Annotated in this window: 13 protein-coding genes; 5 read left to right on the plus strand and 8 right to left on the minus strand. The window is 52.9% G+C overall.

The window, feature by feature from the left end; translation table 11 throughout:
• Positions 1-127: 127 nt before the first annotated feature.
• Positions 128-4,081 (plus strand): NahK/ErcS family hybrid sensor histidine kinase/response regulator, encoded by a 3,954-nt coding sequence (locus HCZ99_RS18065; protein WP_167448398.1) that lies wholly within the window; start codon positions 128-130, stop codon positions 4,079-4,081.
• A gap of 84 nt (positions 4,082-4,165) precedes the next feature.
• Here the strand turns inward: HCZ99_RS18065 and HCZ99_RS18070 are convergent, their stop codons facing one another.
• From HCZ99_RS18070 to HCZ99_RS18095, 6 genes are all read right to left on the minus strand, one after another.
• The gene (locus tag HCZ99_RS18070) at positions 4,166-4,684 is read right to left on the minus strand and encodes a DUF6653 family protein (protein ID WP_167448399.1); all 519 of its coding nucleotides are present in this window, start codon (positions 4,682-4,684) and stop codon (positions 4,166-4,168) included.
• A gap of 71 nt (positions 4,685-4,755) precedes the next feature.
• Positions 4,756-5,370 (minus strand): LysE family translocator, encoded by a 615-nt coding sequence (locus HCZ99_RS18075; RefSeq protein ID WP_175581570.1) that lies wholly within the window; start codon positions 5,368-5,370, stop codon positions 4,756-4,758.
• A 212-nt stretch (positions 5,371-5,582) separates the two neighbouring features.
• On the minus strand, positions 5,583-6,416 hold the full coding sequence (locus HCZ99_RS18080; RefSeq protein WP_167448400.1) for an AraC family transcriptional regulator: 834 nt from the start codon (positions 6,414-6,416) through the stop codon (positions 5,583-5,585).
• Between the two features lie 131 nt (positions 6,417-6,547).
• Entirely contained in the window at positions 6,548-8,212 is a 1,665-nt protein-coding gene (locus HCZ99_RS18085; protein ID WP_167448401.1) for a methyl-accepting chemotaxis protein, read from the minus strand.
• A 360-nt stretch (positions 8,213-8,572) separates the two neighbouring features.
• Positions 8,573-9,775 (minus strand): AI-2E family transporter, encoded by a 1,203-nt coding sequence (locus HCZ99_RS18090; RefSeq protein ID WP_167448402.1) that lies wholly within the window; start codon positions 9,773-9,775, stop codon positions 8,573-8,575.
• A 196-nt stretch (positions 9,776-9,971) separates the two neighbouring features.
• Positions 9,972-10,607 carry a YdhR family protein gene (locus HCZ99_RS18095; protein WP_167448403.1) on the minus strand — a complete coding sequence of 212 codons (636 nt, stop codon included), beginning with the start codon at positions 10,605-10,607 and terminating at the stop codon, positions 9,972-9,974.
• A 283-nt stretch (positions 10,608-10,890) separates the two neighbouring features.
• Here HCZ99_RS18095 and HCZ99_RS18100 point away from each other — a divergent pair, with 283 nt between their 5' ends.
• A complete protein-coding gene (locus tag HCZ99_RS18100; RefSeq protein WP_167448404.1) occupies positions 10,891-11,475 on the plus strand; it encodes a TetR/AcrR family transcriptional regulator in 585 nt (194 codons plus the stop codon).
• Positions 11,476-11,518: 43 nt separating this feature from the next.
• Here the strand turns inward: HCZ99_RS18100 and HCZ99_RS18105 are convergent, their stop codons facing one another.
• The gene (locus tag HCZ99_RS18105) at positions 11,519-12,190 is read right to left on the minus strand and encodes a response regulator (RefSeq protein WP_167448405.1); all 672 of its coding nucleotides are present in this window, start codon (positions 12,188-12,190) and stop codon (positions 11,519-11,521) included.
• Between the two features lie 415 nt (positions 12,191-12,605).
• Between HCZ99_RS18105 and pepN the strand changes: the two genes are divergently transcribed.
• The 3 genes from pepN (at position 12,606) to upp (ending at position 18,001) form a co-directional block, all read left to right on the plus strand.
• Complete coding sequence (gene pepN, locus HCZ99_RS18110; RefSeq protein WP_167448406.1) at positions 12,606-15,245, plus strand: aminopeptidase N; 2,640 nt, start codon at positions 12,606-12,608, stop codon at positions 15,243-15,245.
• A gap of 660 nt (positions 15,246-15,905) precedes the next feature.
• Positions 15,906-17,069 carry an SPOR domain-containing protein gene (locus tag HCZ99_RS18115; RefSeq protein WP_167448407.1) on the plus strand — a complete coding sequence of 388 codons (1,164 nt, stop codon included), beginning with the start codon at positions 15,906-15,908 and terminating at the stop codon, positions 17,067-17,069.
• Positions 17,070-17,350: 281 nt separating this feature from the next.
• Positions 17,351-18,001: a uracil phosphoribosyltransferase gene (gene upp, locus HCZ99_RS18120; protein WP_167448408.1), complete on the plus strand. Its 651-nt coding sequence runs from the start codon at positions 17,351-17,353 to the stop codon at positions 17,999-18,001.
• A gap of 96 nt (positions 18,002-18,097) precedes the next feature.
• Here upp and HCZ99_RS18125 read toward each other — a convergent pair whose 3' ends face one another.
• Entirely contained in the window at positions 18,098-18,544 is a 447-nt protein-coding gene (locus HCZ99_RS18125; RefSeq protein ID WP_254869731.1) for a hypothetical protein, read from the minus strand.
• Between the last annotated feature and the right edge of the window lie 707 nt (positions 18,545-19,251).

The raw sequence follows: 19,251 nt of genomic DNA on the forward strand, positions 1-19,251 counted from the left end.
TTCGTCGGAATGGGATTTGCGACGTTTTAGACAATTACCCGCCCGTGGTATAGTCCCCCGTACAAGATAATTATAACTGCCTGAATTGGCAGACAGATAACAGTTATGTAGACAGGGCGTTGCACGGATGCTTCAGGGCGGACTGATCTTTATTGTTGCCATGGCCTATATCGGGCTGTTGTTCGCCATTGCCCATTATGGCGACAAATATGCCGATCAGTGGCGCGGATCAAAGTTAAAGCCAACCATCTATGCGCTGTCCATGGCGGTCTATTGCACCAGCTGGACGTTCTTTGGCTCGGTCGGGACGGCGGCAACACGCGGCTGGGCGTTTTTACCGATTTATATCGGCCCGATTGTGATCATGATTTTCGGTTTTGGCATCATGACCAAAATCGCCACGGTCTGCCGCGAACAAAACATCACCTCGATTGCTGATTTTCTCGGATCGCGCTATGGCAAAAGCCAAAGTTTGGCCGCCCTTGTCGCGGTGATCGCCGTGGTGGGCGTGCTGGCGTATATCTCGCTTCAGCTCAAAGCCGTGTCGCTATCCTTTGATGTGCTGATCGGGCAGTTGGGCGAACAGGTTGTCAGTCATTCGGCCTCTGACTTTTCCAAGGACACTGCGTTTTACGTCACGATTTTGATGGCGGCTTTTGCGATCCTTTTTGGTGTGCGCTACATCCACGCATCCGAACATCATGATGGTTTGATCCTGGCCGTTGCGTTTGAAAGCATCGTCAAGCTGATCGCCCTTTTGCTGGTCGGGGTGTTTGTTGTCTATGGCCTGTTTGACGGATTTGGCGACATGAATGCGCGCGCCATGTCCGATCCAACCGTGCAGCAGATATTTAAGCCCGATACGTGGCTGACATCGCATTTCTTTATTTCCACAATGCTCGCGGCCTTTGCGATCTTTTGCCTGCCGCGTCAGTTCCATGTCACCTTTGTTGAAAATGATGACAGCCGCAATTTGATCAGTGCCCGTTGGTTGTTCCCGGCCTATCTGATTGGCATCAACATCTTTGTCTTGCCGATTGCGGTTGCGGGCTTGTTCCTGTTTCGCGGTGATCCGACGGTTAATCCCGATACCTTTGTCCTGACCTTGCCGCTTTTGGGCGGGCAGAACTGGTTGGCGGTTGTTGCCTTTATCGGCGGCCTTTCGGCCAGTACTGGCATGGTGATTGTCTCGTGCGTTGCGGTGTCGACCATGGTCTGTAACGATCTGGTCATGCCGCTTTTGCTGCGTGCGAAAAAACTGCAAAACCGCATGTCAGGCGATGTCAGTCAGGTGTTGCTCAAAGTCCGCCGTGCCGCGGTCATTGTTCTGCTGTTTCTGGCATATGGTTTCTATCGGTTTTTATCGGAAAAATATGCGCTGGCCGATATTGGCATGTTGTCCTTTGCCGCGATGGCGCAATTCGCCCCGGCGGTTTTGGCCGCCATTTATCTCAAATCCATCAACCGCACTGGCGTTCACCTTGGCTTGGCGTCCGGGTTTATCCTGTGGGCTTATACGTTGCTGTTGCCCGGCTTTATTCAGGGTGGGGGATTACCGGCATCCATCTTGACCGACGGGCCGTTTGGCATTGCGATTTTGAGACCGCAGGCATTGCTGGGCGGCAGCATCGCAGATCCACTCACCCATGGGGTGATTTGGTCGCTTGGCGTGAATTTTGTTTTGATGTTTGTCGGATCGGCCGTCGGTGTACAGGGGGTGACCCAGCGCCGCCAAGCCCAACGGTTTGTTGATGTCTGGCGCAAAGATACCCGTGCGCGCACCGATACATGGCCGGGGCGGGTTACGCTGGGCGATCTCGAAGATTTGGCCGCGCGCTTTTTGGGGAAACACTGGGCGCAGCGCGCCTTTCGCACCTATCTTGAAAAACGCGGCGGCACATCGAAACGCTCCGACATTGCCGATATCGATGCCGCCAGCTTTACCGAACATCTGTTGTCGGGCGCGGTTGGTGCGGCATCATCGCGCGTTGTGATGGCGTTGCTGTTGCCCGACAAAGCTGTCTCGCGTCGTGATGCGATGGAATTGCTCGACGAGGCCTCCGAGGCGATTAAATTTAACCGTGACCTATTGCTCAACACACTGGAAAACATTTCCCAAGGGGTTGGGGTGTTTGACCAAAACCTGCGTTTGGCAACGTGGAACCATCGCTTCATTGATCTTTTGGGTCTTGCCGCCAGCGACATTCAAGTCACCTTGCCGCTGTCTGAGTTGGTGCGCGTGTGCCGCGAAAACGACTCTCGCACTGTCGATATTGATATTCTTTTGGGCCGTAACGCCGCACCGCAAATGCGCCGCTTGCCCCATACTTATGAGCGCAAAAGGTCCGACGGCATGGTGCTTGAAATTCGCACCAACCCGATGCCCGATGGCGGCTTTGTTGCCACCATTGCCGATATCACGGCGCGTGTACGTACCGAAGAAGCCCTGCGCGAAAGTGAACGCAACATTCGGATTTACACCGATAACATGCCGGTGATGATCGCCTATGCCGATAAAAATCAACGCCTACGCTTTACCAACCGCCCCTATGAACGGATGTTTGGCCTGCGCCGGGTTGAGGCGCACGGCATGGCCGTCCGCGAAGCCGTCGGCGAGGAACGCTACGTTCATCTTGCCGCGATGATCGAACTGGTCCTCAAAGGCCATCGTCAAAGTTTTGAAATCGAATTTCCGGCCATCACGCGTGATCGCAATGATGAACGCGGTGTGCTGGGCGTGCGCGAAGGCCGCTACGCCGAAGGCACCTACATCCCGCACTTTGACGAAACCGGCGAAGTGCTGGGGTATTTCTGCATCTATCATGACATTACCGAACGCAAAGCCGCCGAACAGGCCTTAAAAGAAGCCAACGAAGGCCTCGAAGCACGCGTTACCGAACGCACACACGCGCTCGAAGTCCTGAACTCTGAACTTTCGGTCGCCAAGGAACAGGCCGAAACCGCCAATGACACCAAAACCCGCTTCTTTGCTGCCGCCAGTCATGACCTTTTGCAGCCGCTCAATGCCGCGCGCCTGTTCACTGTCGCATTGGGCGGCAAGCAGGGCCTGGCCGAGGATATCCATGATCTGATTGGTAAGGTTGATTTGTCGCTTAAGGGCGTTGAAGAACTGCTCAACGAGCTTCTTGATATCTGCAAACTTGATGCAGGCGCCATGCAGCCCACCATCCGTGATTTTGCCATTACCGATGTATTGGGCGCGCTTGAAACCGAATTTGGCCCGGTTGCCGAACATGCGGGGCTGCGCTTTAAGGTCCATAAACGCGATCTTTGGGTGCGCAGCGATTCCCGCTTACTGCGCCGTATCCTGCAAAACTTCATTTCCAATGCCATGCGCTATACCCGCGATGGCGGGGCGGTGGTCGGGTGCCGTGTGCGTGGTGAAATGCTGCGCATTGAAGTCTGGGACAGCGGGCCGGGTATCCCCGAAGACAAACTAAAAATCATCTTCCGCGAATTCCATCGCCTCGAAAGTGCGCAAACCAGCGACGTAAAGGGCCTCGGCCTTGGCCTTGCCATTGTGGATCGCTTGGGCAAATCCCTTGGGCACCCGGTCTCGGTCCGGTCCCGGCCTGGGCGCGGTACGGTCTTTTCCGTCGATGTGCCGCTTGGCATCGCCGATACAACGTCCGCCCCCAAACCCAAACGCCGCATGGCGGGGGAACTCGGCGGTTTGCGCGTACTGTGCATTGATAACGAACCCGATATCTTGGATGGCATGCGCGCGATGCTTGGAAACTGGGATTGCGTCGTGGCAACCGCCCAAAGCGGGATGGTTGCCGAGAACATGCTGAAAAATAACAGCTTCGCCCCGGACATCATCCTCGCCGATTACCACCTCGATTCCGGCCAAACCGGCCTCGATGTGCTGATCAAGCTCCGCGATGTTCACGGCGTTAACGTGCCGGGCGTCATCATCACCGCCGACCGCTCAACAGAAACCAGCGACCTTATCCGCGAACAGGGCTTTTCGTTGCTCAACAAACCACTTCGACCAGCGAAGTTGCGGGCGTTGATGACAAGGGCGCTTAATCGGTTGGGAAGTGATGCGGCGGAGTGATGCTAACTGTTTACAAATTCTGTGGTGGTTTTGTCTTCTCGTTGGTTTTCGCAGAATCATGACTTTTGAGGCAGTTAAGTCCTCTTACGTTACATCGCCATACTGCCAAGAAGCGTATTCAGGATGTTGGTCTTTCATATCTTGGTACAGCCAGACCATACGATCTAAAAACCACAATTTGATCCCGACGACCAAGATGACGCTAAAGAAAGCGATGATCCCATCATTGGTGAACAGGGCATAAATTAAGGGCAGGGTGGCAAGTCCGGTCATGGCGCTAAGTACGGGGATAAAACGTTGATGGTGTTTGGGGACCGGGTGTTGTTTTCGGTTTAACCAAACCCGTTCGCCAAAGGTCGCCATTGACGCCCAAGATGTTGTTGACGCGGGCTTGGCAAAGGCGCGCGGGTTCACAAAAGCCCAGATGATCAAAAGGATGATGGGGATAAGGCTCCACCAGCCTATCCAGACCCGGCTCCAGATCGCCAAGGTCAGAAGGGGCAGGATGATCACCCGTGTCCAGACGCTCCAGGGATTGGCGTGACGTTTCCATGTGGCGTCATCCATCATCATCGACTTTTCCAGAAAACCAATGAAATCCATGTTCTTTACCTGTGTCAGCGGCTTTAGATTGGATATCAAACCATGAAATCCCGCGTTTTCCAATCGGTCGGTTAGCGCGACGCAAAGATAAGCTTTACCCCCATCGCGACAAAGGCGGTGGCGAACCCACGCCCCAACCACTGCATAACCGTCGGGCGTTCAATGATGTGGTGGCGAACACTTGCGGCAAATACGCCGTAAACCACAAACACCGCAAACGTCATCGCCATGAAAATCACGCCAAGCAGGGTCATGTCCAATGTTGTGTCGGGCGTATCGGCGCGGACAAATTGCGGTAGGAAGGCCAAGAAGAACAACGACAGTTTGGGGTTCAGCAGGTTAAGCAAGATGCCATCGCGCAGGATTTTGATGATCCCGGTTGCGGTGGTGTTCGCAGTCACCTGCATCGCCCCGGTGCCATGCCACATGCCCCACGCCATATAAAGCAACCACGCCACCCCAAGATATCGCACGATTTCAAACGCAACTGCACTGGCATGGAGCAGGGCGGAAAGACCCAGAATGCAGGCCGCCATATGCGGCACAATGCCCAATGTGCAGCCAAACGCCGCCCAAATGCTGGCCTTGGCCCCGCGTCCCAGCCCAAGGGCAAGGGTATAAATCACCCCCGTTCCGGGCAGGGCGACGATGATGAGCGATGTGAGAAGATAGTCAAAACTGATCATGCTAAGCGGTTCCGTTCTTGTGGCTTTATTGGCCCAACGTTACGCCCGCCAAAGGCATCGTTCTTGAACGGAATTGCAGCATGATTTTGCCAAATGCGTCATTCCGGACGAAGCGCAGCACAAACCCGGAATCCATGGTTCGCCGAGACAAAGATGGATTTCCGTCTGCGCGGGAATGACATTTGGGGGGCTGCCGTTTGTTTTTTGGGGAGCTAGTTCGCCCGAACCGCGCGGGCATAGCGCCCCGGGGTAAGGCCATAGGCCCGGACAAAATGCCGGTTCAGGTGGCTTTGATCCGCAAAGCCGACCATGTGGGCAATATTGGCAAGTCCTTCGCCCGCCTTGATCATCGCGCGCGCCAAATCAATTCGTCGCTGGATCAGGTACGCATGCGGTGTCAGGCCCGTTGCACGGGTAAAATCGCGAAGTGTTTGAAACTTGCTAAGACCCGTAACGTTCGCAAGGTCATCAAGGCTGTGCGCGGTGCTGGGGCAATCATCGAGCAACGCCTTGGCGCATTTGACGCGGGCATGGGCAACGGCGGTGCGCGTGTTTGATTTTGGGGTTGGCTCGCCCGGCGCATTCATGGCGTGATGCAGCAAAAGCAACAGCATTTCGTCCCGCCGGAGTTTTGCGCTTTGCATGGTGCCATTCGTTACAGCATCAAACAGCGCCCCAAAGCAGTGCCGGACGTCCGGGCTATCCATCACCGGACGGCTGAATTCGTATTGATCAGTGGCAGAGTCCGAAAGGTCCGTTGCGGCGCGTGCGATCAGGGCTGGATCGAAATACAGCATGTTCCAGCCGCGTGGATTGTCGCCAATCGGATGACCATCATGCACTTCGCGCGGATTGACCGTGATGATGTTGCCAGCACCCGCCTCGACCATGCCGCGCCCAGAGGCCGACTTTTGCGCACCCGCATACATAAAGCCAATGCCAAACGCCTCGTGGGTGTGTTTGGCAAAGCTATGGCGCGTCGTGGCCGTTACGGCCTCGACACCGGGAACATCATGACAAAGGATTTCGACCTGATCGCGTGACATTATTCAAAATTGGCAGCATCTGCGCCATTTGGCAATCATCACGTGGGCGAGGGGCTGCAAGACGCACCGCCCAATCGACGGTGCGTCTTGCATGAAGTTTTTAAAAATGGGTGCTCGTACCCACGTGCGTGTTAAGCCGCCTTTACCTCGGACAAGAACTGCTCGATCTGGCTGCGCAGATGTTCGGCGTGGCTTGTCAGGTTTTCGGATGCCTCAAGCACTTCGGATGCCGATTGCCCAGTCAGGGTTGCGCCATCATTCACGGTCACAATGCTTTGCGAAACTTGCGATGTTCCTTCCGATGCTTCCTGCACGTTTCGGGAAATCTCAAGCGTGGCTGAGCCTTGCTCTTCGACCGCGCTGGCGATGGTGGCGGTGATGGTGCTGATGTCTTTGATTGTGCGACTGATCGAATCAATGGCATCAACTGCCACACCGGTTTCCTGCTGAACCGCGGTGATCTGGCCGGTGATTTCATCTGTGGCCTTGGATGTGGCATTGGCAAGGTTTTTGACCTCGGCGGCAACAACCGCAAACCCTTTGCCTGCTTCGCCGGCACGGGCCGCCTCGATGGTCGCATTCAGCGCCAAAAGGTTGGTTTGTGCGGCAATGTCGCTGATCAATCCAACCACATCCCCGATTTTTTGCGCAGCATCGGCAAGGTTGCGAATTTGCGCATTGGTTCTTTCAGCTTCTGACACCGCACGATCCGCAACGTTGGCCGACTGCGTTACCTGTTCACTGATTTCCGAGATAGAGGTTGTCAGTTCTTCGGACGCGGCCGCAACCGTTTGGACGTTATTGGTAGCCTGTTCGGCAGCAGACGCAACAACTGTTGACTGCTCGCTTGTCTTGTCTGCTGTTTGCTGCATCGATTGTGCAGTGGTTTGAAGTTGTGCCGAAGATGCCGATACGTCGGCCAGGACCTTTGCGACATCCTGATCAAAGTTGGCGGTCAGTTTTTCAATCAGGGCAGCACGAACTTCACGCTGTTTGCGGGCTTCGGCATCTTTGATGGCAAGTTCTTCGGCCTTGATCATGTTTTCCTTAAACACCAGCACGGCCTGCGCCATGTCGCCGATTTCGTCTTTGTGGTCTTGTGCCGGGATTTCGGTGGTTTTATCGCCACCGGCCAATTTGGTCATGGCATCGGTGATGTTTTTGATCGGGCGCGAAATGCCCATCCCAATGACCCATGCACACGATATCCCAAAGATGATGGCGATGGCCGCAACGATGCTGCTGACCAAGACGGATGTCTTGACCGCCGCCGCAATTTTCGGCCCGATCAGATCCTGTTCTGCTTTAAGCTCCAGCTTCAAGCTTTCCATGTCAGAAGCAACCTTTGGTCCCACCACATCAAGGATCGATGTCGCAAGGTCTTGGCGTTGCGGCGATGATTGCGGAAGGGCAATCAGCTTTTCTGATGTTTGAAGATAGGTTTGAAGGTCTTTGATCGTTTGCTCTGCGGTTTTGATATGCTTTGGATTTGATGCCAAGCTTTTAAGGTTTTGGCTAAGCTCGATGGCTTTGTTCAAGCGTTCAACAGCCGCTTTCTGTGACTTAACATCATCCGATATCAGCACATTTTTCATTGCAAGGCGGCCTTCAAGGATGTTGGCCTGCACACGGGAAGCCTGATTGGCTTGCATCGCAGTCGACCGATACTCCGAGAAATAGTCGCTATTGTTGGTTTGATAAAAGATGCCAGTGCCTGCGAGCAACAAAAGCATCGCAAGCATGATCCCAAAGCCCCCAAAAACTTTGGTGGCAATTTTGATTGCATTGAATTTCATGTGAATCCCCAATCCTACATTTTGAACTCAAAATACATCCCCCCGTTCGCGATGATGATTCGCAGGACAACCATAAGTAAAGTTAAAAAGAAATTAATAAATTAAATGGGGAATACTGTGGATAAGTATTGAATCAGAGATTGGGATATTTGAATTACGGGGGGTAATATTTGGGTTTTGGCCACTTTTATGTGACGGATTTGGGGGATATATTTACGGTTAAATCGAATCCCAAGGCAATAAACCGGCCTTTTCTTGGTCAAATAATGCTAAGATATGACGCCCGCGCAAAGAGACCTTGCCCACGCAAAGATCAACGATCTTAGGGGCGCAAATAACCGCACGGTCGCGGTAATTGGTCTATTGGGATTCCGCCGCTGGCGGGGCCTCGGCCACGGTTTGGGCCAGATTGCTATCTTGGGGGTGATGCGGGCCCAGCAATTCGCGCAAGGCGCCCAACCCTTCGACATGGTTGGCAATGACGCTGGTCACGATCAAAAGCGGAACCGCAACAAGCACGCCGACCACACCCCAAAGCCAGCCCCAAAAGGCAATCGCCAGAATGATGGCAATTGAATTGATCCGCAATCGGTTGCCGACAAGGGCAGGGGTAATCAACTGCCCCTCAATCACCGTACAGGCCAGATAAACTGCCGGCGGGATAAGGGCTTCGCCGGTGGTTTGCACCGACACCAGTGCGACGACACCAACAATAATCACTCCGCAAAGCGCGCCCAGAATTGGCACGAAGTTCAGCACCATCGCCGCAATCCCCCATAAGAAGGGATTGGGCATATCAAGGACCGCCATAAAGAAGCCGATCACAATGCCCAGAACAATGTTGATCGCAGTAATCGTCGCAAGATAATGCGATACTTCGCGTTCGACATCATGGGCGATATGTAAACCCTTGCGCCGGTCGCCAAAGGTCGGCAGGGCCCGAACAAATTTCTGATAAATCAAATCACCGCTTGTTAGCAAAAACAGCACAAGCACAAGCATAAGACCGATACCGGTCATAATGCCCGGTGCCCCTTGGGCGGCTTGGCTGATCATGCTGGGTTCGGTGACGATAACCTTTTGAACGTCCTCGTCCGTACTGCTTTGATCGGTGGCGTCCGCAACCTGCTTTTGCGCATCACGGAGTTTATCAAGCGGTTCACTCAGATCGGCAAAGCGCAGGCGCAATTGTCGCTCGATCTGCGGGGCCTCGTCGATCCAGCCCGATACCGGGCCGCTTAGGCCATACACAGCGGCAAAGGCCGACGCGGTTAAACCCAAAACAATGGTAAAGGCGGTTAAAACACGCGGAATACGGAATCTGGCCCCGGTTCGAACCACAGGCGAAAACACCAGCGACACCAAGAACGCCAGAATGATCGGCAGGACAATGGCTTTGGCGATGTGAAGGCAGCCAATCACAACAACTGCAAACGTACCAATCACCGATATCGTGCGCGCGCGACGATACAAAAGCGCACGCGTCATCGCCACGCGTTCTTTCGCGTCGTCGGCGCTCGATTTTTCGGCTGTTCCGTTGGTAGCAGCGATTGGATCGCTCATGCATATTAATCCGCGTTATCCTGCTAGGCAAAATTGCAACCGGCAGTCTTAAAGGTCATAACGTCGTAACACAACCGGATGTTCCAGAATGGCCCAAGTGCTCCCAAGTGTTCCCAAGCGTCGCCCGGATAGAGAAAAGGCGCATCATGATCCGCATGATGCGCCAATTTCGGTCAATCCGGAAGCAGACAAATGATCAGCTGTAAAACGGCGATGCCATTTCGCGGCTGGCAGTCTCGGTCCGTGTGGCGTCAAAGACGCGGGTATAAAACGCCGCCTTCAACGTTTTCGCCTCACCCGGGAAGTAATCAAGGGCAAAACGATTGGCATTTTCGATGGCATCAAACGCATAGAAACCGCCAATCGTTCCAGTATGAAGACCACTTAACCAGGTTTTAGACAAAACCCCCGGCTGCTGTTTAAGCACTGGGTTAAACGCACGCCAAGGGCCATCCACGAATGGCATCACCCGAAGCTGCACCTCAGTATATACAAAGGCCCCCGGTTTTGCCGTGGGGGCGGTGCCGTAATGTACCGATCCCATATCAATGCTGGCTTCTTGCGTTGCGCTTGCGTCAAAAACCCGCGTCGTCTGGGCTACACCGAAATTACGCGCTTCTGATGGGAAGTATTCGGTCACAAACTTTTGGGCGTTTTCGATAGAATCAAACGCGTATATGCCACCTGCCGAATTGTTTCCCAAACCTGAAAGCCATGTTTTGTTTATGAACCCCGGCTGGGTTTTGATCGTTTCATTGATCTTCTGCCAAGGCACTTGATCAAACGGGGCGGAGATTTGAAGTTCGGTATAGACGAAAGCTTGCTGCGTCATGGGGGAGTTCCTATTTGCTGAGCAAGGGAGCTTGCATTTACCCGTGTGGGACAAGGAGTGGTGCCGTTGTCAAAGCCAGCCCCGTCGTCGCCGCGATTAAAAAATCACGACGACCAAGCTGGCAGGTAGAAACGTTCGGTCTGTGCAGGGGATCTTTTTTCATAGCTGTGCTCCGTATAGATTAAAATATAACGATCGTTATTTAATTTAATGATCGACAGAAGGTGGGCTGTCAATTAAAAATATAACGACCGATATATTTCTGAAGATCACATGAGGTCACATGGTCAAAAATCAAACACGCAAAGAAGAAACCCGCCGCAGCATTTTGGATGCGGCAAGCCGTGGTTTTCGTGAGTTTGGCTTTGCCGGGGTGGGGGTCGATGCAATTGCCAAATCGGCAAATGCTACGTCGGGAGCATTCTATGCTCATTTCGGGTCAAAGGACGGGGCATTTTGTGCAGCCCTTGAGCTTGGCCTCGACGAAGTGATTGGCGGTGTGCCGCGATTTCAGCGCGATTTTGGTGATGGCTGGACGGATACATTTATCGATTATTATCTTGGACAGTCCCATCGGGATGATCTTGCATGCGGTTGTGCCATGACCAGTCTGTCGCCGGAAATGACCCGTGCCGATGATAAAACCCGCGCGCTCTATGATCGTAAGATGAAAATCATTGCCGGACTGGTGGCAAAGGGATTAACGCAATTCCCTGCCGATCAGCGCCAACAAAAGGCGTGGGCATTTTTGGGAATACTGATCGGCGGCCTAACGATCGCGCGCGGCCTCCAAGATGAAGCAGCCATTGATGCAGTGACAAGTTCAATCAAATCTACAGCGGCAAGTATCTTAACGCCGTTGGGATAAATTACCGCCTTCGTTTGAAAGGCGACATTGCAGAAAGGCTGCCTTAAGCCTCGACCGCAGGTTCTTGAAGCTGCAATTCACGGGCAATGATCACCGCTTGTGTTCGGCTGTGAACGCTTAGTTTGCGAAGGATGGCCGATACATGGGCCTTCACCGTGGCTTCGGTGACATCAAGCTCATAGGCAATCTGTTTATTCAGCTTGCCTTCGGTCAACATGTTCAAAACACGAAGCTGTTGCGGGGTAAGCTGGCCGATTTTTTCGGCAAGGTCGGTGGCCTCGTCGTCAGCGGGGCCATTTTCCATGGCATCGCGCGCCCAATCGGGCATCCACATGCCACCATCCAGAACCGTTTTAACCGCAAGGCCGATTTGATCAACCGGGGCGGATTTGGGCACAAAGGCCGACGCACCATATTCGATGGAGCGACGCACAACTGGCAAATCCTGACTGGCGGAAACAATGGATACGGGAATATCGGGATAAGACGCCCGCAACGTAAACAGACCCGTAAAGCCGTTCATGCCGGGCATATGAAGATCAAGAAGAACAAGATCGATATCGCTTTTATGGGCGTCGATTTGCTCGATCGCTTCAAACAGGCTGCCAGCCTCATAAAGTGTGACGTTATCCAGTTCTGTCGATAATGCTTGTTTTAATGCGCCGCGCACAAGCGGATGGTCATCTGCGATCAGAATCTGGAAGCCGTCAGACATAAGCGATTTTCCCTGAAAGTTATTTCCCCAACAGGTCGCAATTATTCTATCCGGAATACGCGGAACTCACAAAATGTTCGGTGAGAAAAGGATGGGATATTTTAATTATAGATGTCGGTGCGACCCGAATTGCGTCCAACTGCCTTGGTTTTTATCAGCAGAAGGAGTGAGGGAAACCAAAGATCACTCTCGCCCCACGAAATGTGAAACTCTGGCCCCCCTCGCGCCACCACTTAAGATTATGCCCACTAAAATCGGCGCCGTAAACTCCGCATTTGTCGAAAAATGAAATTTATCCTATCACTGAAGGTAATGAACGAAATTCAGTTCTGACAAACCACATCGCGGTGCAATAATTTGGATTTTATACAATCCATTCCAATACCGCGCAGACCAAGGGAAAAAGGGCGTAAAAATGTCTGATCAGCCGAACGTGATTTCGCGTAAAGACTATAAAGAACCTGACTTTTTTGTAGAAAAGGTCGAACTGGTCTTTGATCTGGAGCGAGAGGTCACAAACGTCAAATCGCGGCTTTTCATGCATGCGAATCCTACGCGCGGAACTGGAATAGGCGACGAGGTCTTTCTCCATGGCGAGGATATGAAACTCGTTTCCGTTACCCTCAATGATCAACGACTTGCGTCGGGTGATTTCACGGTTGATCCGGATGGGCTGCGCTTTAATGCGCCAAGTGACGCCTTCATCGCTGAAATCGAAACACAGATTTCACCAGCCAACAACACCCGCCTTGAAGGGCTGTATGTTTCGCAAAGTGCCTTTTGCACCCAGTGCGAGGCCGAAGGCTTCCGCCGCATCACATATTTCACCGACCGCCCAGACGTTATGGCGACCTATAAAGTCACCATCAATGCGGATAAATCATCCTGCCCGGTTTTGCTGTCGAACGGCAATCTGATTGATCAGGGCGATCTTGACGGCGGACGTCATTTCGCCGTGTGGGAAGATCCGTTCCCAAAACCATCTTATTTGTTTGCACTGGTCGCCGGTGATCTGGCCTGTCTCGAAGACAGCTTTAAAACCGTTTCCGGCCGTGATGTTGCGCTGCGTATCTTTGTTGAACATGGCAACGAAGATCGCTGCGATTACGCAATGGACAGCCTGAAACGCTCCATGAAGTGGGACGAAGAGGTTTACGGTCTTGAATACGATCTTGACCTGTTCAACATCGTTGCCGTGTCGGACTTCAATATGGGTGCGATGGAAAATAAAAGCCTGAATGTGTTTAATGCCAAATACATTCTCGCCAAGCCCGATACCGCGACCGATACCGATTTTGAATTGATTGAATCGATTGTCGCCCACGAATATTTCCACAACTGGTCGGGCAACCGGGTCACCTGCCGCGATTGGTTCCAATTGTCGCTGAAAGAAGGTCTCACCGTTTTCCGTGATCAGGAATTTTCCGCCGATCAACGATCCCGCCCGGTACAGCGGATTAAGGACGTCGCGCAATTGCGTGCCCGTCAATTCCCCGAAGATGGCGGCCCGCTGGCCCATCCGGTCCGTCCCGATAGCTATATGGAAATCAACAATTTCTATACCGCCACGGTCTATGAAAAGGGGGCGGAGCTTATCCGCATGATGCACACCCTTTTGGGTGCGGAAGGTTATCGTAAGGGGATTGATCTTTACTTTGATCGCCATGACGGGCAGGCCGTCACCTGTGATGACTTTGCCAAGGCCATGGAAGACGCCAATGGCATTGATTTCACCCAGCTGAAACTTTGGTATTCGCAGGCAGGCACCCCAAAACTTTGGTGGGAAGGCGCCTATGACGCCGATGCCAAGACATTTACCATCACTCTGACCCAGGAAACCGACCCAACACCTGGCCAGTATGAAAAGCAACCGCTCCATATGCCAGTCTCAATTGGGCTTTTGGGCAAAAATGGACAGGATCTGGCCGCCAAAACCGTTGAACTGACCGAGGCAACTCAGGAATTCGTTTTTGAAAACGTTTCTGAAATGCCGGTGGTGTCGTTTAATCGCGGATTCTCTGCACCGGTAAATGTCATGACCGATCAGCCAGATGACGAGCTGGTCTTCCTGATGGGCAATGATACGGATGCGTTTAACCGCTGGGAAGCGGCCCAGAAATACGCAACCCGCCTGATCCTTGCGGCAATTGCCGAGTTTGAAGAAAATGACGGCGATGCGGATGCGGCGCTCGACGCATCTGGGGATGCGGTGGATGCCTTTATTGGGGCAATGCGCGCAACGCTTCTGAATGCAGAACTTGATAAGGCGTTCCGTGCGGACGCACTTGTCCTGCCGGGGGAAGAGTTTATTTCTGAACAACGCAAACCGGCCAACCCGGATGCGATCCATCAAGTGCGTAATGCCCTGCGCAAACGAATTGGCGCACGTTTGATGGATGATTTCGAAACCACCTATCATGAAAATGTCTCGGACGCGGCATATAGCCCGGATGCGACGTCCGCCGGTCAACGTGCCTTGCGGGCAACCGCCCTTGGCTATTTGGTGGCCAGTGGCGAATACCGCTTTGCCGATTTGGCGTTCGAACAATATAAGGCGTCAGACAACATGACTGATCAGATGGCAGCCCTTTCGGTGCTTAACCATCTTGATCATCCGGGACGTGCTGACGCGTTGGCCGATTTTGAAAACCGCTTTGCCAAGGATGGCGTTGTGATGGACAAATGGTTTGCGCTTCAGGCGATGTCATCGCGCGATGATACCTTGGACCGCGTCAAAGACTTGATGAACCATCCGGCCTTTACCATGCGCAATCCCAACAAAGTCCGGTCCCTGATCGGCGCGTTTGCCATGGGCAACCCGCGTCACTTCCACGCAAAGGACGGTTCGGGCTATGCGTTTTATGCCGATCGCCTGATCGAACTTGATGACATCAACCCCCAAGTCGCCGCACGCCTGTGTGCGCCACTTGGTAAATGGGCGAAATATGATACGGACCGGGCCGAGCTTATGCAGGCTGCTTTGCAGCGCATTCTCGCCAAACCAAAAATCTCGAACGATCTCTATGAAATCGCGTCGAAATCTGCGGCAGAATAATCTGCGTCGCGATCAAATCGACGTAAAAAAGGCGGCTCCATTCGGGGCCGCCTTTTGTGTTGGGGCAAGGGGCTGATGCCTTGTCCGTCATTTTCCGAACGAAAAGCACCACGAAAAGATGCCACCTAATGATGTGAAACCCGCGTAAAACAGGGGATTTTGATTGCACCGTGGCGTTGGTGTGCTGATAAATTACAAAAAATAATGCGAATGTGTGTGATAATCGTTTGCAATTGCGTTTTGGGTAGTCTATCACTGTCTTTGTCAAATGCAGACGGCAACGCCGTTTCTGACCCGGTCATCAGCCTGACATGGCGTAGCTGATGACCTGATTATCTTCGGGATCTCTCTCCCCGAAGGTCGATCTCTCTCACTCGAGGGGGCTGGTATCCGGATCATTGTGCGGGACAATGCCGGGGCAAATACCAGCCTCCCTTTTTTTATCCAAATTTTGGCTTTGCGACTTTGAGGTTGCGATTTGCTTTCCATCATTGATGGGGACTATGTGCGTGTCTGCGGCTCATCAGGACATAGCTTTACGTTTCAGATGGCGACAAATGACCCAATTATGTCTCTGATTGAACGGCTTTAGGGTTTTATAAACGGCCTGCCGGTTACAAAGCACATTACCGTTAATGTCGTGAAGAAAGGCCAAAGCGGATGGCTGGCGAAGAACCGACCAACAAACCCGATACGCGCTCTGATTTGCGTGCTGACCCAAATCCGGATGTGGGCAAACGGCCTGAACCGGAAAAAACGCCTGAACACATACCCGAACAGGCGTCGGCACAAGCACCAGTACAGGCACCCGATCAAACGGCCGAGCCCGCGCAAAAAGATGCGCCGCTTCCGGCGTTTATTTATGGTCGGGACGGGCGTGGGGACGCGCAAGGCCGCAACAACCGCTCGGCAGATCGGCAAAACTTCAATGCATGGATAGGTGATATGGATCGCAAAACTCTCCTTGGCCTCATAACCGGGGCTGGCATGCTGGGCCTGGTATTGTTCTTTGCTGGCATGTTGGTTGGCGCAGGCCTGTTCATGGATTCCAGTGACCCGGAAACGGTTGCGCAAAATGATCGGGCACCGGTCGAAATGTTGGCGACCGAACCTGATGAACCTTCTGTCAGTGCGCCGATGCCGCAATCTGAACCGACTACTGCGCCCGATGCGAACGAAACCGTGGCATCCGAAGATGATCCGGTTGGCGATCTGATCGCTGAACGGACCGATGCGCTGTCGGAAACAGACGGCCAGACCGATCAACAGACGTCGAACGACGCGGCCTCTGATAATGATGCCTCTGTATCGGATAGCGAACCGGTGGATGCACCCGCTGCACCTGAAGCACCCGATGTTGATGGCGCATCTGATGATAATGCACTGACCGCGCCGGAAATTCGCGACACAGACGCAGAAGCTGCGGACCAAGCACCGGCTGCTGAGGCGCAAGAACCTGCCGCTGCGGCTGAAAAATCAACTGCTGCCAAGGAACCGGCAAAGAAAGAAGCCGCATCCAAACCTGCCGAAACAAAAGCACCGGCCGCATCTGGCGACAGTGCCGCAAAGCCGTTTTCGGTTCAGGTTGGTGCATTTAAGGTGCATGAAAATGCCAGCCAGCGCGCCGAAGAGCTGCGCAAAGAGGGGCTTGAGGTCGCCGTTGTTATCCGCGGCGCAGAGGGCGAGGGCGCATGGTACTATGTCCGGGTTGGTAAATACGCCAATCTCGCACAGGCCCGCGACGATGCCGCCAAGATTAAGAAAAATCAGGGCGTTGACGGTTTCCCGGTCCGGGCAGAGCCCAATGACCGCGAAGTTGAATAACGCCAAGCACGCGTTGATGGTTTTATAATCTTACGCTGTGCACTGCAGCAGATCGATACAACGGGACGATACAGCAATGTATCGTCCCTTTTTTATGCGTGGCGCACGCATGGCGTGTGCTGGTGGTTAAATTGTCGGGATGGTGTTTGTTTTTGCGCGTTATTTGCGGCATTCTACTTGCCATCATCGGACAAAGGCTTTAGGCGGTAGGCCGAAACGCTTATTATAGGTGGCACCATTTTATTGGCTGCGACGACGCAAGACAGGATGGCTGGCAGAACATGACCATGCACAAGGATTTCCCCAATCTTCACATTCTTGATCACCCGCTGATCCAGCATAAGCTGACCCACATGCGCAAGGTCGATACCTCGACCAAAACCTTCCGGCAGTTGCTAAAGGAAATTGCGCTGCTCATGGGCTATGAAATTACCCGTGAATTGCCGGTCAGCTTTGAAGAAATCCAGACCCCGATTTGCCCGATGAAGGCACCGACCATTCAGGGGCGCAAACTGGCTGTTGTGCCGATCCTGCGCGCGGGTTCGGGCATGGCCGATGGCTTGATCGAACTGATGCCCTCTGCACGTATTGGTCATATCGGTTTGTACCGGGATCCCAAAACCCATATGCCGGTTGAGTATCTGGTGAAATTGCCAGAAGTCGAAGGCCGTACCTTTATTCTGGTCGATCCGATGTTGGCGACCGGAAACTCGGCCGTGGCAGCGATTGATACGCTCAATAAATATGGCGTTGCCGATAAAGACATCCGCTTTATGGCGCTCGTTGCCGCACCCGAAGGTGTCAAAGTCTTCCAGGATGCTCATCCGGATGTGCCGATCTACACCGCAGGTCTTGATGAAAAGCTCAATGAAAAAGCTTACATCGTGCCGGGCCTTGGTGATGCCGGTGACCGTTTGTTCGGAACGCGCTAATTCTTGCCAGCATTAATGGCAATGAAGACGACCATAAAAAAGGGTGCCGCTTGGCACCCTTTTGTTGTTTTGGTCGACTGTTGGGATCAGCAGGGATCAGCCCTTTGGCGATACCGTCACATCAACCGTTGATCCGGCGAACGAGCCGCCTGTCAGTTTAATGGTCGCAACGCGGTTTTCGCGGTCATAAACCATGACTGAGATATCAGCCCGGACCACAGTCACTTTGGTCCAGCCGAAATTCGGCATTTCACGTTCGTAAAAATCATACATCTGTGCCTGCGAGCCGCCAGCATTAAGGACAAGACGTCCATGCCACGCGTCAGACGCGCCAAAGATAATGCTCTTATCCATATCAAGTGATGCATTGGATGGCATCGGGATATCGGTAAACTGGGTAAATGCCGGAACGGGCTTAGCACCTTTGCCATCCGTGGCTGTATCAGATGCCGTGTTTGGCACAAGATTGGCCCCTGTGCACCCCGCCAGTGAAAGCCCAGTAATCGCAGCAGCACATAGAAGGTATTGTCGCAGTCTCATCATCTTCCCTCGGTCCCCTGATGCCCATTGTTTCGATGGGGCATGGATATCTAGCTCTATCATCGGGTTAGAATGTAAAGGAAAGGTTCACATATTTGTTTTTATGCCCGTTTTGATCGGGGTTTTGTGTGACCTTGTTGGCAATGACATATATTATATGTGTGATGATACGCCTTGATATATATCGTGCGTCACCAGAATGACGTGCTTGGAAATGGTAAGCTGCGTCGAATTCCTTCAACAACCCGCAAGAATCCCAAATCAGATATTTGATGAATCCCCGGCTTAAACATATGCTTTGGGTCTCGCGCTGCGATTTTTCGATATGGTTTAAAGAATCCTCGCGGGCCGTTTTGCTTTTTTAGGGCTGCCTGTTGGTCGTTCTCAACGTGGTTTTCATGCCAATAGCGTGATTTTTCAACTTATGGTCACGATGTGTTTGTGTGTGCATGATTGTGGTTGGGGAGAGGCCAAACGCGAAACTGTTGAAAATCAATGGATTTTGCAAAAATTAAGATTAAATGCGTTTTTTCATTAAAAAGGTATTTACAGGTCGGAGTTAGGGCCCTATAACCCGCCTCCACCGACGCAGTGCGGCGCCAACAAGAACGGCGACGCGGGGCGGACGGTTTCGGGCTTCGGTCCTAGAGTTCTTTGACATTGTTGATCAGTAGGAAGGGATGCGCGGGCAGCGTTATGGCGCAAAGTCT

It is taken from the genome of Thalassospira lucentensis (genome assembly GCF_011806425.1).
GTDB classification, from domain to species: domain Bacteria; phylum Pseudomonadota; class Alphaproteobacteria; order Rhodospirillales; family Thalassospiraceae; genus Thalassospira; species Thalassospira lucentensis_B.